This is a genomic window from Wenzhouxiangella sediminis, assembly GCF_003410055.1.
GTDB classification, from domain to species: Bacteria; Pseudomonadota; Gammaproteobacteria; order Xanthomonadales; family Wenzhouxiangellaceae; genus Wenzhouxiangella; species Wenzhouxiangella sediminis.
Window position 1 is genome coordinate 90,370 of record NZ_QUZK01000035.1, and the last position, 13,375, is coordinate 103,744.

Below are 13,375 nucleotides of genomic sequence, written 5' to 3' on the forward strand. Positions count from 1 at the left end.
TCAGTGCTCGGTGCGCGCCAGCGAGGGCGGCGGCCAGTTTTCCAGGCGGGTACCCAGCGACAGATCGTGGGTCGCCAGCACCGTCTTGATTTCGGTCAGGGACTTCTTGCCCAGGTTCGGGGTCTTGAGCAGCTCGGTTTCGGTCCGCTGCACCAGGTCGCCCACATACTGGATGTGCTCGGCCTTCAGGCAGTTCGCCGAACGCACGGTAAGCTCGAGGTCGTCGATCGGGCGCAGCAGAATCGGATCGAAGCTCTCGGTCGTCGTCTCCGTTTCGTCCTTTTCACGAGCAACGAAATCGACGAAAACCGACATCTGGTCGACAAGGATGCCCGCGGCCAGCTTGACCGCATCTTCGCAGCTCATCGTGCCGTTGGTCTCGATATCAAGAACAAGCTTGTCCAGATCGGTCCGCTGGCCCACGCGTGCGCTCTCGACACTGTAGGCGACGCGATGAACCGGGCAGTAGGACGCATCAAGCTGAAGACGGCCAATCGTGCGCGTTTCTTCCTCGTTGAACTTCAGCGCCGCCGCCGGCTGGTAGCCCACGCCGCGGGTCACCTTCAGCTGCATACGCAGCTTGCTGTTCTTGGTCAGGTTGCAGATCACGTGCTCGGGGTTGAGCACCTCGATGTCGTGATCGAGCTGAATGTCCCCGGCCGTAACGGGACCGGCCTTGTCCTGGCTCAACCTCAGGGTGGCTTCGTCACGGCTGTGCATGCGAATGGCCACGTCCTTGAGGTTCAGCAGGACCTCGACGATATCTTCCTGCAGACCCTCGACCGCCGTGTACTCGTGGAGCACACCGTCGATCTCGGCCTCCGTAATGGCGCTGCCGGGAATCGACGACAGCAGGATGCGCCGCAGGGCGTTGCCCAGCGTGTGCCCGAAGCCGCGTTCCAGCGGCTCGAGCGTGATACGGGCGCGTCGCGGCGAGATCTCGTCGACGACCAGCCCCTTGGGCTTGAGCATCGTGCCGATAAGTTCGCTTATCTGGCCTGACATGATTGCCTCTCCAAATTCGGTTTTCGTGTGAAGCGCGGGCTCGCAGCCCGGCGCTTACTTCGAGTACAGCTCGACGATGAGGTTTTCGTTGATGTCGGGCGGCAGGTCGTCCCGCTCGGGAGCGGCCTTGAAGATGCCTTCCATCTTGTCGAAATCCACATCGATCCATGCCGGCACCAGATCCAGTTCACGCGCCACGTTGATGGCTTCCTGGATGCGCAGCTGCTTGCGAGCCTTTTCACGAATCGACACGCGGTCTTCCGGCTGCACCTGGTAGGAGGGGATGTTGACCACCTTCCCATTGACCTCGACCGACTTGTGACTCACCATCTGGCGGGCCTGAGCGCGCGTCACGGCGAATCCAAGCCTGTAGACAACGTTGTCCAGGCGGCTTTCCAGCAACTGCAACAGGTTCTCGCCGGTCGCGCCCTTGCGACGGGCCGCTTCCTTGTAGTAATTGCGGAACTGCTTCTCCAGCACGCCGTACATTCGGCGCACCTTCTGCTTCTCGCGCAGCTGCAGCGCGTAGTCCGACAGGCGCTGTCGACGGCTGTCGCCGTGCTGACCTGGCGGCTGGTTCAGTTTGCACTTCGACTCCAGGCCGCGGGCGGGGCTCTTGAGGTTGAGATCAACGCCCTCGCGGCGTGCGAGCTTGCAGGTGGGTCCGGTATATCTAGCCATATCTCTTCAGTCTGCCTGCCGGTGACTTACACGCGACGTTTCTTGGGTGGACGGCAGCCGTTGTGGGGAATCGGCGTGACGTCGATGATGTTGGTGATCTTGAATCCGGCCGCATTGAGCGAGCGCACCGAAGACTCGCGCCCCGGTCCGGGACCGTTCACGCGGACTTCGAGATTCTTCATGCCGAATTCCTGGGCGGTGCGGCCGGCATTGTCAGCCGCAACCTGCGCGGCGAACGGCGTCGACTTGCGCGAACCGCGGAAACCGGAACCACCCGAGGTGGCCCAGGAAACCGTGTTGCCCTGGCGGTCGGTGATCGTGATGATCGTGTTGTTGAATGAGGCATGCACATGGGCAATGCCATCGACAACGGTCTTCTTGACCTTTTTCCTGCTCTTGCTAGCGCTCTGCTGCTTGGCCATCTGTTCCTACCTCAACGAATCGGGCGACGCGGACCCTTGCGGGTACGGGCGTTGGTGCGCGTGCGCTGGCCGCGAACCGGCAGGCCGCGACGATGACGCAACCCCCGGAAGCAGCCCAGGTCCATCAGGCGCTTGATATTCATCGACACTTCGCGGCGCAGGTCGCCCTCGACGGTCATCTGACCAATCGTCTGACGAAGCTTTTCCTGTTCCGCCTCGGTCAGGTCGCGCACCTTCGTGTCCGGGGCCACACCGGTGGCCTCGCAGATTTCGTAGGCCCGGGTCCGACCGATGCCGTAAATGTGAGTCAATGCCACCCAGGTGTGTTTCTGGACGGGCAGATTGACGCCTGCTATACGTGCCATTTGCTTGCTCCGTAAACCGTTACGCCCGCTCGACGCAAACCAGCAATTTTACCGGTTTTCCCGGCTCTTGCCAACCCCGTCATGCGGTACTGTTTTATCCCTGCCGCTGCTTGTGCTTCGGATCGCTGCAGATCACGTAGACCACACCTTTCCGACGCACCACCTTGCAGTGGCGGCAAATCTTCTTGACTGATGCCTGAACCTTCATTACTGCTCTCCAATCATTCCGGCCGTGACACGGCCCTCGACTAGCGGCGCACCACGCCGCTTCGGCCATAACCCTTGAGGTTGGACTTCTTGAGCAGGCTGTCGTACTGATGCGACATCAGATGCGCCTGCAGCTGGGCCATGAAATCCATGGTCACCACGACAATAATCAGAAGTGACGTACCACCGAAGTAGAACGGCACGTTCTGCCACTGCAACAGGATGAACTCCGGCAGCAGGCACACTGCCGCCAGGTAGAACGCGCCGACCAGCGTCAGCCGTGTCAGGACATAGTCGATGTACTCGGCGGTCTGTCGCCCCGGACGAATCCCCGGGATGAAGGCGCCGGACTTCTTCAGATTGTCGGCCGTCTCCTTGGAATTGAAGACGATGGCCGTATAGAAGAAGCAGAAGAACATCACCATGCCACCGAAGATCATGATGTAGATCGGCTGACCCGGGCTGAGCTGCTGCGAGATCACCTGGAGCCAGCCAGCATCACCAGCCTGCCCGAACCAGGTCGTGATCGTGCCCGGGAAGAGCACCAGGCTTGAAGCGAAAATCGCCGGAATCACGCCGGCCATGTTCACCTTCAACGGAAGATGCGTCGACTGACTGCGATAGGCCTGACGTCCCTGACGCTGGGCGTAATTGACCGTGATTCGGCGCTGACCGCGCTCGACGAAGACGACAAAAGCGGTAACCGTGATGGCCAGGACCAGGAAGAAGGTGGCCGTCAGGATACCCAGCTGGCCGGTTCGCACCAGGTCGAGCGTGGCCGCGATAGCGCCGGGCAGCCCGGCCACGATGCCAGCGAAAATCAGGATCGAGATGCCGTTGCCGATACCGCGCTCGGTAATCTGTTCACCCAGCCACATCAGGAAAACAGTGCCCGCCGTCAGCGTGATAACCGCGGCCATGACGAATCCCGGCCCGGGCGCGATCACCACCGGCAACTCGGCGCCAGCACTCTGGCTCTGCAACGCCACCGCGACCCCGAATCCCTGGAAGGCCGCCAGGACCACGGTGAAATACCGCGTGTATTGGGTGATCTTGCGCCGACCCGACTCGCCTTCCTTGCGCAACTGCTGCAGTTGCGGAATGGCATGGCTCATCAACTGAATGATGATGGCCGCGGAAATATAGGGCATTACGCCCAGCGCAAAGATCGAGAAGCGGCCCAGGGCACCACCGGAGAACATGTTGAACACGCCGACGATCGTGCCGCCGGCCTGGTCCATCAGCTCAACCAGTGCGTTCGGGTTGACGCCCGGCACCGGAATGAAGGTCCCCAGGCGGAAGATCACGAGCGCGACCAGCACCACGAAAAGGCGCTGACGAAGCTCCTTGAGCCGCCCGATACCACCGAGCATCCCGGCCATTTCCGATGGGTTGCGTGCCATTACTCGACCTTGCCGCCCGCGGCCTCGATCGCCTTGGCCGCTCCGGCGGTGACATGAATGCCCCGCACGGTCACGGCGCGCTCGAGCGAGCCGGTGTTGACCAGGCGAACCTTGCGCGTGGCGCCGCCGACCAGGCCCGCCTTCTTCAGCGTCTCTAGGTCGATGACGTCGGCGTCCATCGCGTTGATCTGGTACAGGCGCAGCTCAGCGGTGTGCCGGTTGACCGCGGAGCGGAAACCGACCTTCGGCACGCGGCGCTGGAGCGGCATTTGCCCGCCCTCGAAACCGACCTTGTGATAGCCGCCGGAGCGAGACTTCTGGCCCTTGTGTCCGCGGCCACCGGTCTTGCCCAGACCGGAACCGATGCCCCGTCCAACGCGCTTGCGCTCACTACGGCTGCCTTCTGCGGGCTGAATCGAATTGAGTTTCATGTCACCGTCCAAAAAGTTGAATTCAGGCTTCTTCGACCTGCACCAGGTAGTCGACCTTGCGAATCATGCCGCGGATAGCCGGCGTATCTTCCAGCTCGACCGTGTGATGCATACGGCGCAGACCCAGTCCGCGCACCGTTTCGCGATGCTTGCCGATGGTGCTGTTGATGGAGCGAACCAGCGTCACACGAAGCTTTCCGGAGTTCTTCTTAGCCATGGTATTCCAGGACCTCCTCGATCGGCTTGCCACGCTTGATGGCGACCTTCTCCGGCGACGCCATGGCCTGCAGGCCCTTCATCGTTGCGCGCACCAGGTTGATTGGGTTGTTCGAACCCAGGCTTTTGGCCAGCACGTTGTGAACGCCGACCGCTTCGAAAACGGCACGCATCGGGCCGCCGGCAATCACGCCGGTACCTTCGGAGGCCGGCTGCATGTAGATCCTGGATCCACTGTGGCGCGCCTTGACCGGGTGCCAGAGCGTACCTTCGTTCAGCGAGATGCGAACCATGTCGCGACGAGCACGTTCCATGGCCTTCTGGATGGCCAGCGGGACTTCACGGGCCTTGCCGTAACCGAAGCCGACCTTTCCTTCGCCGTCGCCGACCACCGTGAGCGCAGTAAAGCTGAACTGGCGGCCACCCTTGACCACCTTGACCACACGGTTGACCGCGACCAGTTTTTCGATCAGATCGTCGGTGCTGTTATCTCTAGCCATGATGAATTCCGTTAGCGTTAAAACTTCAGACCGGCTTCACGCGCAGCATCCGCCAGCGCCTTGACCCGTCCGTGATACCTGAAACCCGAGCGGTCGAAAGCCACGCCCTCGACACCGGCCTCGAGGCTGCGCTCGGCGATCTTCTTGCCCACCGCCTCGGCAGCTTCCACGCTGCAGGTGCTCTTGAGGCCCTCGGCAACGTCTTTTTGCAGCGTCGACGCCGCGGCGACAGTGTGCTGCCCGCCCGAGGCGATGACCTGCGCGTAGATGTGGCGCCCGGAGCGATGCACGGTCAGCCGTGCCTGTCCCGAACGCGTGATGCGAGCGCGGTTCTTGCGCGCGCGACGCAGTCTGGATTGATTCTTGTCCTTCATGATCGATTCCTCAGGCCTTCTTGGCTTCCTTCATCACCACGCGCTCATCGGCGTAGCGAACACCCTTGCCCTTGTAGGGCTCCGGCGGACGATAACCGCGGATCTCGGCGGCCACCTGGCCAACCAGCTGCTTACTGCTGCCCTTGACCACGATTTCCGTCTGGCTCGGCGTTTCGATATCGACGCCCTGCGGGACTTCGAATTCGACCGGGTGGCTGAAGCCCAGCTGCAGGTTGAGCTTCTTGCCCTGGACCTGGGCGCGGTAACCGACGCCGACCAGCTCGAGCTTTTTCTCGAAACCCTCGGTCACGCCGTGCACCATGTTTGCGATCAGTGCACGCATCGTACCCGCCATGGCCATGGTGCCGGACTCGTTCGGAGCGACACGCACCACGCCGTCCTCGACGTCGAGCGTCACGGTCGGGTGCATTTCCATTTCCAGCTGGCCCTTGGTGCCCTTGACCTTGACCACACCGTCGGCGTGGTTGAATTCGACGCCCTTGGGCAGCTCGATTGGGGCGTTGGCAATTCTAGACATTGTCAGTCTCTCCAAAAACTCAATCAGGCGACCAGGCAGAGAACTTCGCCGCCGTGCCCTTCCGAGCGGGCCTGGCGGTCCGTCATCACGCCGTGCGAGGTACTCACGATCGCGACACCCAGCCCGTTCTGCACGCGCGGGAGATCGCCGGTAGCGAAGTAGCGGCGGCGGCTCGGCAGGCTGTAACGATCGAGTCGGTCGATCACACCACGTCCTTCCACATACTTCAGCTCGATGCTCAGTTCACGCTTGGGGCCATTTTCCTCGACGCGGAAGTCGCGGATATAGCCTTCGTCCTTGAGGACGCCGGAAATGGCGATCTTGACCTTCGAGGCCGGCATGCTCACGGTTCGCTTGTTGACCGCCTGCGCGTTCTTGATACGTGCCAGCATGTCGGCAATGGGATCACTCATGCTCATTGCTCTATTCTCTCCTTACCAGCTCGCCTTGCGCAGGCCCGGAATGTCGCCGCGCATCGCCGCTTCACGCAGCTTGTTGCGGGCCAGACCGAACTTGCGGTAGTAACCACGCGGCCGACCGGACTGGCGGCAGCGGTTGCGCCCGCGTACCGGCGAGGAATCGCGCGGCAGCTTGTTGAGCTTGTGCATCGCGGCCTGCTTCTCCTCGAAGTCCACTTCGGGATCGGCAATGATGCGCTTGAGCTCGGCACGCTTCTCGGCGTGCTTCTTCGCGAGCTTGGCGCGCTTCACGTCGCGTTCAACCATCGAAACTTTAGCCATACCTTCTTTACTCCTTACTTGGCCCGGAACGGGAAGCCGAACGCTTCCAGGAGGGCCAGACCTTCTTCGTCGGACTCCGCCGAAGTCGTGATGGCGATATCCATACCGCGCAGTGCATCGACCTGGTCGTAATTGATCTCGGGAAAGATGATCTGTTCCTTCACGCCCAGGTTGTAGTTACCGCGGCCGTCAAAAGACTTCCGCGGAATGCCACGAAAATCACGCACGCGCGGCAGCGCGATGTTGATCAACCGATCCAGGAACTCGTACATGCGTTCCCGGCGCAGGGTAACCATGCAGCCGATGGGGTAATCGTCGCGGATCTTGAAGCTGGCAACCGACTTGCGGGCCTTTGTGATCACCGGCTGCTGGCCGGCGATCTTGGCCATGTCGGACACGGCATGCTCGATGACCTTCTTGTCACCGACCGCCTCGCCAACACCCATGTTGACCGTGATCTTGGTGATCCGCGGCACCTGCATCGGGTTGGAATAGCCGAACTTTTCGGTCAGCTTTCCGACGACTTCGTCCCTGTAAAATTCTCTTAGCCTTGCCATTGTCTATTCCAGAAAGTTTTCGGTTTCCAGCTTTCAGCTGACTGTCTGCGCCGACCTCAGATATCGACCACTTCGCCGGTCGAACGGTAGAAGCGAACCTTCCGGCCGTCTTCCAGGAACTTGAAGCCGACCCGGTCACCCTTGCCGGTGGCCGGATTGAACAGCATCACGTTCGAGGCCTGAATGGGCGCCTCGCGCTCGATGATGCCGCCGGGCTTCTGGTTCTGCGGGTCGGGCTTCTGATGCCGCTTGACCATGTTGACGTTCTCGACCAGGAACCGCTGATCCTTGAGAACCTTGAGCACGTGACCGCGCTGACCCTTGCTTCGGCCGGCAATCACGATCACTTCGTCGCCCTTGCGAATACGTTCCATCTTGAACTCCTTACAGCACTTCCGGTGCGAGCGACACGATCTTCATGAACTGACCGGTACGCAGTTCGCGGGTCACCGGCCCGAAGATGCGGGTACCGATCGGCTCGAGCTTGTTGTTGAGCAGGACCGCCGCGTTGCCGTCAAAACGGATCAGCGAACCGTCGCGCCGCCGCACGCCCTTGGCCGTGCGAACGACCACCGCGTTATAGACCTCGCCCTTCTTGACCTTGCCGCGCGGAATCGCGTCCTTCACGGTCACCTTGATCACGTCACCAATATTGGCGTAGCGGCGCTTGGAGCCACCGAGCACCTTGATGCACATGAGCTCGCGCGCTCCGCTGTTGTCGGCTGCCGACAGCCTGGACTGCATCTGAATCATGTCACTCGCTCCGCTTACTGGGCCCGTTCGACCACTTCAATCACTTGCCAGGCCTTCGACTTCGAGATCGGCCGGGTCTGCTCGATACGCACGGTATCGCCTTCGTTGCAGCTGTTGTCGGCATCGTGGGCATGAACCTTGCTCGAACGGCGAACGTACTTGCCGTACAGCGGATGCTTGACCAGCCGCTCCAGACGAACCGTCACGGTCTTGTCCATCTTGTTGCTCACGACGCGCCCGACGACGCTACGCTGCTTGCGGTCTTCGCTACTCATGCCTTCTTCTCATCCTGCTTCTGGTTGAGCACGGTCTTGACCCGTGCAATCTCCTTGCGGACACGGCGCATCTCATGGGGCGTGCCCAACTGGCCGGTGCCGTGCTGCATGCGCAGGGAAAACTGTTCCTTGCGCAGGTCCAGGAGCATGCCGTTGAGCTCGCTGGAACTCTTGTCTCGCAGTTCACTCGCTTTCATCACAGCGTCCTCGCTACAAAGGTGGTGCGAACGCTCAGCTTGGCGGAGGCGCGACGAAACGCCTCGCGCGCAACGTCCTCGCTGACGCCCTGGATCTCGTAAATCACCCGCCCGGGCTGGATCGGGGCAACCCAGTACTCCACGTTACCCTTGCCCTTACCCATACGGACCTCGACGGGCTTGCTCGTAACCGGCTTGTCCGGGAACACGCGGATCCAGAGCTTGCCGCCACGCTTGACGTGACGCGTGATGGCACGACGGGCCGACTCGATCTGACGCGCCGTGATGAAACCACGCGTCGTCGCCTGCAGGCCGTATTCGCCGAAGCTGACGCGGTTACCGACTTGCGCCAGGCCGCGATTGCGTCCCTTCTGCTGCTTTCTGAACTTGGTGCGTTTCGGCTGCAGCATGGTTTAGCTCTCCTTGCGCGCACCGCCCTTGGCCGGTGCATTTTCCGAACTCTTCTCGGCATACAGGTCGAAGACCTCGCCCTTGTACACCCAGACCTTGATGCCGATAACGCCGTAAGTCGTGGCGGCCTCGGCCGTGCCGTAGTCGATGTCGGCACGCAGCGTGTGCAGCGGCACGCGACCTTCGCGGTACCACTCGGTGCGGGCGATATCGGCGCCATTGAGACGACCACCCACCTGCACCTTGATGCCCTGGGCCCCGAGGCGCATGGCATTGCCCACCGAACGCTTCATGGCACGGCGGAACATCACGCGGCGCTCGAGCTGCTGGGCGATGCTTTCGGCCACCAGGCGAGCGTCGAGCTCGGGCTTGCGAATTTCGTTGACGCGGATATGGGTCGGCACACCCATGATCTTGCTCACGTCACGACGCAGCTTCTCGATATCCTCGCCCTTCTTGCCGATGACGATACCCGGACGCGCCGTGTGCACGGTGATCTCGGCCGACTTGGCGGGGCGTTCAATCTCGATGCGGCTGACCGCCGCATGAGAAAGCGCCTTCTCCAGGAAGGCCCGAGCCTTCAAGTCGGTATTGAGCTGGTCGGCGAAGTCGTTGGACTCCGCGTACCACTTCGCGCCCCAGTCCTTGGCGATTCCGAGACGAATTCCGGTTGGATGTACCTTGTGACCCATGATTAGTCCTCTGCCACGACAATGGTGATGTGACTGGTGCGCTTGAGGATGCGCGTAAAGCGCCCCTTCGCGCGCGGCATGCCGCGCTTGAACGTCGGACCTTCGTCGACGAAGATCGTGCGCACCTTCAGCTCGTCGATATCGGCGCCGCTGTTGTGCTCGGCGTTGGCGATCGCGGACATCAGTACCTTGCGGACGATGTGCGCGGCCTTCTTGTTGCTGAACGTCAGCATCTCGTCTGCCCTTTCCACCGGCAGACCGCGAATCTGGTCAGCGACCAGGCGGGCCTTCTGCGGCGAGATGCGCGCGCCCTTGAGCTTTGCTGTAGCTTCCATCACCGTCTCGAACCCTTGTTACTTGGACCTGCGGTCACCGCTGTGACCCTTGAAAGTTCTCGTCGGCGCGAACTCGCCGAGCTTGTGACCGACCATGTTTTCGTTGATCAGGATCGGCATGTGCTGCCGACCGTTGTGCACGGCAATGGTCAGACCGACCATTTCGGGCATGATCATCGAGCGGCGCGACCATGTCTTGATCGGGCGCCGGTTATTGGCTTCGACGGCCGCCTCCACCTTCGCCTGAAGGTGGTGGTCGATAAACGGCCCTTTCTTGATAGAACGTGGCATAGCGTTTTCCTGTTACTTGCGCTTGCGCGAACGCGAAATGTACTTGTCGGTGCGCTTGTTCTTGCGGGTGCGCTTGCCCTTCGTGGACACACCCCAGGGCGTCACCGGGTGACGACCACCCGAGGTTCGGCCTTCACCACCACCGTGCGGGTGGTCGACCGGGTTCATCGCAACACCGCGAACCGTCGGCCGCACACCGCGCCAGCGCTTGGCGCCAGCCTTGCCCAGCTTCTCCAGGTTGTGCTCGACGTTGGCTACCTGGCCAATCGTCGCGCGACAGTTGGCGTGAACCTTGCGCATTTCGCCGGAACGCAGCAGAACGGTCGCATACTGACCTTCCCGCGCCACCAGCTGGACGGCGGCACCTGCGCTGCGCGCCAGCTGGGCGCCTTTACCCGGCTTCAGCTCAACGGCATGCAGCTGGGTGCCGACGGGGATCGAACGCAACTGCATCGCGTTACCCGGCTTGATGGGTGCTTCGGAACCGCTGAGGATCTCGTCCCCGGCACGCACATGACGCGGCGCCAGGATGTACCGACGCTCACCGTCGAGGTACTTGATCAGCGCAATATGCGCACTGCGGTTCGGATCGTATTCGATCCGCTCGACGATGCCCCGAATCCCGTCCTTGTCACGACGGAAATCGATACGACGATAGTGGTGCTTGTGACCGCCGCCACGATGACGCGTGGTGATGCGGCCGGCATTGTTGCGACCACCGGTCTTGCCCTGGGCTTCGAGCAGCGGCGCATGCGGCTCGCCCTTCCAGAGATGGGCGTGCCGGATCTGCACGCGGCCACGACGGCCCGGAGATGTCGGTTTTGCTTTGACGATTGCCATGATTCTATTCCCGGCTCGCTATTGTTCAGTCTGCCTGCACTTCTTCGATGCTCTGGCCGCTCTTGATTCGCACATAGGCTTTCTTCCAGCCCTTCTGGCGACCCGGCACGAGACGGAAGCTCTTTTGCTTGCCCTTCACATTGAGGACCTGCACCTGCTCCACGTCGACCTCGAACAGGCCTTCCACGGCGCGCTTGATGTCGGACTTGCTTGCATCACTGCGCACTTCGAATACGTATTGATTGCTGTCGGCCTGCAGGAGCGCCGTCTTCTCGGACACGTGCGGCCTGCGGACGATCTGGTACATGCGTTCGGTGTTCATGCCAGCCACTCCTCGATCTTGTTGACGGCCGCCTTGGTCATGACCACCTTGTCGGCACCGACCAGGCTGACCGGATTGAGCGCCTCGACCGTCAGCGCCTGAACGCCATTGACGTTGCGGCTGCTCAGGAAGAGGTTGCTGTCGAGTTCGACATCCACCAGCACGCCGCGCTCGACTCCGAGTTCGGCAAGCTTGGCCAGCAGCGTCTTCGTCTTGGGCTCACTGATGTCGAACTGCTCGACAACAACGAGACGATCCTGACGCACCAGCTCGGAGAGGATCGACTTGATCGCCGCCCGATACTGCTTCCGGTTGACCTTCTGCGTGAAGTCGCGCGGCTGCGCGGCGAACGTTACGCCACCCGTGCGCCACAGCGGGCTGCGGATCGTCCCGGCCCGGGCGTTACCCGTGCCCTTCTGGCGCCACGGCTTGCGGCCGCCGCCGGAAACCGCCGCGCGGTTCTTCTGAGCCTTGGTGCCGGCCCGTCCGCCCGCCAGGTAGGCGGTCACGACCTGGTGCACCAGGCTTTCCGAGAAATCGCGGCCGAAGACCTCGTCGGAGACCTTGATCTTGCTGCCGCCGGTTACTGCGAGTTCCATCACTCTCTCCTTCAGGCCTTGATCGACGGACGAATCATGACGTGACCACCGGTCGCACCCGGCACGGCGCCCCGGATCAGCAGCAGGTTTCGCTCGCTGTCCACGCGCACGACCTGCAGGTTCAGGGTGGTCTGGCGCTCGTCACCCATGTGACCGGCCATCTTCTTGCCCTTGAACACGCGACCCGGCGTCTGGCACTGCCCGATCGAGCCCGGCGCGCGGTGGGCCAGGGAGTTGCCGTGCGTGGCATCCTGGGTACGGAAGTTGTGACGCTTGACCACACCGGCAAAGCCCTTGCCCTTGGTGGTACCGATCACGTCGACTTTCTGGCCTGCCTCGAATCGCTCGACGGTCAACTCGGCGCCGATCTCGAGACCCTCGCCTTCTTCGCCGTCCAGGCGGAATTCCCACAGACCTTCTCCGGCCTCGACACCCGCTTTCGCGTAGTGCCCGGCCAGGGGGCGGGAGACCAAAGACGTACGCTTGCTGCCGCAAGTTACCTGGATGGCGGCATAGCCGTCCGATTCCTGTTCGCGGATCTGCGTGATCCGGTTCGGGCTGACCTCGATGACCGTCACCGGAACGGAGTTACCTTCCTCGGTGAAGATCCGGGTCATGCCGCGTTTGCGTCCTACCAATCCGATAGCCATTGTTCTACTCGCCTCAATACAGCTTGATCTGCACATCAACGCCCGCAGCCAGATCCAGCTTCATCAGGGCATCGACCGTCTTGTCGTTGGGATCGACGATATCCAGCAGCCGCTTGTGGGTGCGGATTTCATACTGGTCACGCGCATCCTTGTTGACGTGCGGGGAAATCAGCACGGTGTAGCGCTCCTTGCGCGTGGGCAGCGGAATGGGACCACGAACCTGCGCACCGGTGCGCTTGGCGGTATCCACGATTTCCTGGGTCGACCGATCGATCAAACGATGATCGAAACCCTTCAAACGAATACGGATTTTCTGTTCGGCCATTGCCGTACGCCTTCAGTCTGTTAAAGATCAAATTCTCTTCACCTGCCTTTCGGCAGGCACGTCGCGACCCCGAGGGATCGTCGGCCCCGGTGGGGCTTTGCCGAAGCCTTCAGGTTTCAGGGTTCAGGTTTCAGGCAAATCAGGCCGAAGCCCACCCTGAAACCTGAAGCCTTCAACCTGAATCCTTCTTCATCATTCGATAATCTTCGACACCACGCCGGCACCCACGGTGCGGCCGCCTTCGCG

Annotated in this window: 27 protein-coding genes; all 27 read right to left on the bottom strand. The window is 61.7% G+C overall.

Annotation, left to right across the window (positions count from 1 at the left end; translation table 11 throughout):
• Positions 1-1,005 carry a DNA-directed RNA polymerase subunit alpha gene (locus DZC52_RS08270; RefSeq protein ID WP_181918850.1) on the bottom strand — a complete coding sequence of 335 codons (1,005 nt, stop codon included), beginning with the start codon at positions 1,003-1,005 and terminating at the stop codon, positions 1-3.
• A gap of 54 nt (positions 1,006-1,059) precedes the next feature.
• Positions 1,060-1,686 (bottom strand): 30S ribosomal protein S4, encoded by a 627-nt coding sequence (gene rpsD, locus DZC52_RS08275; RefSeq protein ID WP_116650663.1) that lies wholly within the window; start codon positions 1,684-1,686, stop codon positions 1,060-1,062.
• 26 nt (positions 1,687-1,712) lie between these two features.
• On the bottom strand, positions 1,713-2,108 hold the full coding sequence (gene rpsK / locus DZC52_RS08280; RefSeq protein WP_116650664.1) for a 30S ribosomal protein S11: 396 nt from the start codon (positions 2,106-2,108) through the stop codon (positions 1,713-1,715).
• 11 nt (positions 2,109-2,119) lie between these two features.
• Positions 2,120-2,473 carry a 30S ribosomal protein S13 gene (rpsM, locus tag DZC52_RS08285; protein WP_116650665.1) on the bottom strand — a complete coding sequence of 118 codons (354 nt, stop codon included), beginning with the start codon at positions 2,471-2,473 and terminating at the stop codon, positions 2,120-2,122.
• Between the two features lie 94 nt (positions 2,474-2,567).
• Positions 2,568-2,681 carry a 50S ribosomal protein L36 gene (gene rpmJ / locus DZC52_RS08290; protein ID WP_116650666.1) on the bottom strand — a complete coding sequence of 38 codons (114 nt, stop codon included), beginning with the start codon at positions 2,679-2,681 and terminating at the stop codon, positions 2,568-2,570.
• 40 nt (positions 2,682-2,721) lie between these two features.
• On the bottom strand, positions 2,722-4,083 hold the full coding sequence (gene secY / locus DZC52_RS08295; protein WP_116650667.1) for a preprotein translocase subunit SecY: 1,362 nt from the start codon (positions 4,081-4,083) through the stop codon (positions 2,722-2,724).
• Positions 4,083-4,514, bottom strand: a complete 432-nt coding sequence (gene rplO, locus DZC52_RS08300; protein WP_116650668.1) for a 50S ribosomal protein L15 — start codon at positions 4,512-4,514, stop codon at positions 4,083-4,085. The genes secY and rplO overlap by 1 nt, the downstream gene beginning before the upstream one ends.
• Before the next feature lie 22 nt (positions 4,515-4,536).
• A complete protein-coding gene (gene rpmD / locus DZC52_RS08305) occupies positions 4,537-4,731 on the bottom strand; it encodes a 50S ribosomal protein L30 (protein WP_116650669.1) in 195 nt (64 codons plus the stop codon).
• Complete coding sequence (rpsE, locus tag DZC52_RS08310; RefSeq protein WP_116650670.1) at positions 4,724-5,230, bottom strand: 30S ribosomal protein S5; 507 nt, start codon at positions 5,228-5,230, stop codon at positions 4,724-4,726. The genes rpmD and rpsE overlap by 8 nt, the downstream gene beginning before the upstream one ends.
• A 17-nt stretch (positions 5,231-5,247) precedes the next feature.
• The gene (rplR, locus tag DZC52_RS08315) at positions 5,248-5,604 is read right to left on the bottom strand and encodes a 50S ribosomal protein L18 (RefSeq protein WP_116650671.1); all 357 of its coding nucleotides are present in this window, start codon (positions 5,602-5,604) and stop codon (positions 5,248-5,250) included.
• 10 nt (positions 5,605-5,614) lie between these two features.
• Positions 5,615-6,142, bottom strand: a complete 528-nt coding sequence (gene rplF, locus DZC52_RS08320; protein ID WP_116650672.1) for a 50S ribosomal protein L6 — start codon at positions 6,140-6,142, stop codon at positions 5,615-5,617.
• Positions 6,143-6,165: 23 nt separating this feature from the next.
• Positions 6,166-6,561: a 30S ribosomal protein S8 gene (gene rpsH / locus DZC52_RS08325; protein WP_116650673.1), complete on the bottom strand. Its 396-nt coding sequence runs from the start codon at positions 6,559-6,561 to the stop codon at positions 6,166-6,168.
• Positions 6,562-6,576: 15 nt separating this feature from the next.
• Positions 6,577-6,882 carry a 30S ribosomal protein S14 gene (gene rpsN / locus DZC52_RS08330; protein WP_116650674.1) on the bottom strand — a complete coding sequence of 102 codons (306 nt, stop codon included), beginning with the start codon at positions 6,880-6,882 and terminating at the stop codon, positions 6,577-6,579.
• A gap of 14 nt (positions 6,883-6,896) precedes the next feature.
• On the bottom strand, positions 6,897-7,439 hold the full coding sequence (rplE, locus tag DZC52_RS08335; protein WP_116650675.1) for a 50S ribosomal protein L5: 543 nt from the start codon (positions 7,437-7,439) through the stop codon (positions 6,897-6,899).
• 56 nt (positions 7,440-7,495) lie between these two features.
• Entirely contained in the window at positions 7,496-7,813 is a 318-nt protein-coding gene (gene rplX / locus DZC52_RS08340) for a 50S ribosomal protein L24 (protein WP_116650676.1), read from the bottom strand.
• Positions 7,814-7,823: 10 nt separating this feature from the next.
• Positions 7,824-8,192 carry a 50S ribosomal protein L14 gene (rplN, locus tag DZC52_RS08345; RefSeq protein WP_116650677.1) on the bottom strand — a complete coding sequence of 123 codons (369 nt, stop codon included), beginning with the start codon at positions 8,190-8,192 and terminating at the stop codon, positions 7,824-7,826.
• Positions 8,193-8,206: 14 nt separating this feature from the next.
• Positions 8,207-8,467: a 30S ribosomal protein S17 gene (gene rpsQ / locus DZC52_RS08350; RefSeq protein ID WP_116650678.1), complete on the bottom strand. Its 261-nt coding sequence runs from the start codon at positions 8,465-8,467 to the stop codon at positions 8,207-8,209.
• Positions 8,464-8,664 (bottom strand): 50S ribosomal protein L29, encoded by a 201-nt coding sequence (rpmC, locus tag DZC52_RS08355; RefSeq protein WP_116650679.1) that lies wholly within the window; start codon positions 8,662-8,664, stop codon positions 8,464-8,466. Before rpmC ends, rpsQ begins: the two co-directional genes overlap by 4 nt.
• Entirely contained in the window at positions 8,664-9,074 is a 411-nt protein-coding gene (gene rplP / locus DZC52_RS08360) for a 50S ribosomal protein L16 (protein WP_116650680.1), read from the bottom strand. The genes rpmC and rplP overlap by 1 nt, the downstream gene beginning before the upstream one ends.
• A gap of 3 nt (positions 9,075-9,077) precedes the next feature.
• Positions 9,078-9,767: a 30S ribosomal protein S3 gene (rpsC, locus tag DZC52_RS08365; RefSeq protein WP_116650681.1), complete on the bottom strand. Its 690-nt coding sequence runs from the start codon at positions 9,765-9,767 to the stop codon at positions 9,078-9,080.
• Between the two features lie 2 nt (positions 9,768-9,769).
• On the bottom strand, positions 9,770-10,102 hold the full coding sequence (rplV, locus tag DZC52_RS08370; RefSeq protein ID WP_116650682.1) for a 50S ribosomal protein L22: 333 nt from the start codon (positions 10,100-10,102) through the stop codon (positions 9,770-9,772).
• 18 nt (positions 10,103-10,120) lie between these two features.
• A complete protein-coding gene (rpsS, locus tag DZC52_RS08375) occupies positions 10,121-10,393 on the bottom strand; it encodes a 30S ribosomal protein S19 (protein ID WP_116650683.1) in 273 nt (90 codons plus the stop codon).
• Between the two features lie 12 nt (positions 10,394-10,405).
• Positions 10,406-11,233, bottom strand: coding sequence for a 50S ribosomal protein L2 (rplB, locus tag DZC52_RS08380; protein ID WP_116650684.1), 828 nt, complete (start codon positions 11,231-11,233; stop codon positions 10,406-10,408).
• 25 nt (positions 11,234-11,258) lie between these two features.
• The gene (rplW, locus tag DZC52_RS08385) at positions 11,259-11,555 is read right to left on the bottom strand and encodes a 50S ribosomal protein L23 (protein WP_116650685.1); all 297 of its coding nucleotides are present in this window, start codon (positions 11,553-11,555) and stop codon (positions 11,259-11,261) included.
• Complete coding sequence (rplD, locus tag DZC52_RS08390) at positions 11,552-12,154, bottom strand: 50S ribosomal protein L4 (RefSeq protein ID WP_116650686.1); 603 nt, start codon at positions 12,152-12,154, stop codon at positions 11,552-11,554. The genes rplW and rplD overlap by 4 nt, the downstream gene beginning before the upstream one ends.
• Before the next feature lie 11 nt (positions 12,155-12,165).
• Entirely contained in the window at positions 12,166-12,804 is a 639-nt protein-coding gene (gene rplC, locus DZC52_RS08395; RefSeq protein WP_116650687.1) for a 50S ribosomal protein L3, read from the bottom strand.
• Positions 12,805-12,817: 13 nt separating this feature from the next.
• The gene (rpsJ, locus tag DZC52_RS08400; protein WP_116650688.1) at positions 12,818-13,129 is read right to left on the bottom strand and encodes a 30S ribosomal protein S10; all 312 of its coding nucleotides are present in this window, start codon (positions 13,127-13,129) and stop codon (positions 12,818-12,820) included.
• Between the last annotated feature and the right edge of the window lie 246 nt (positions 13,130-13,375).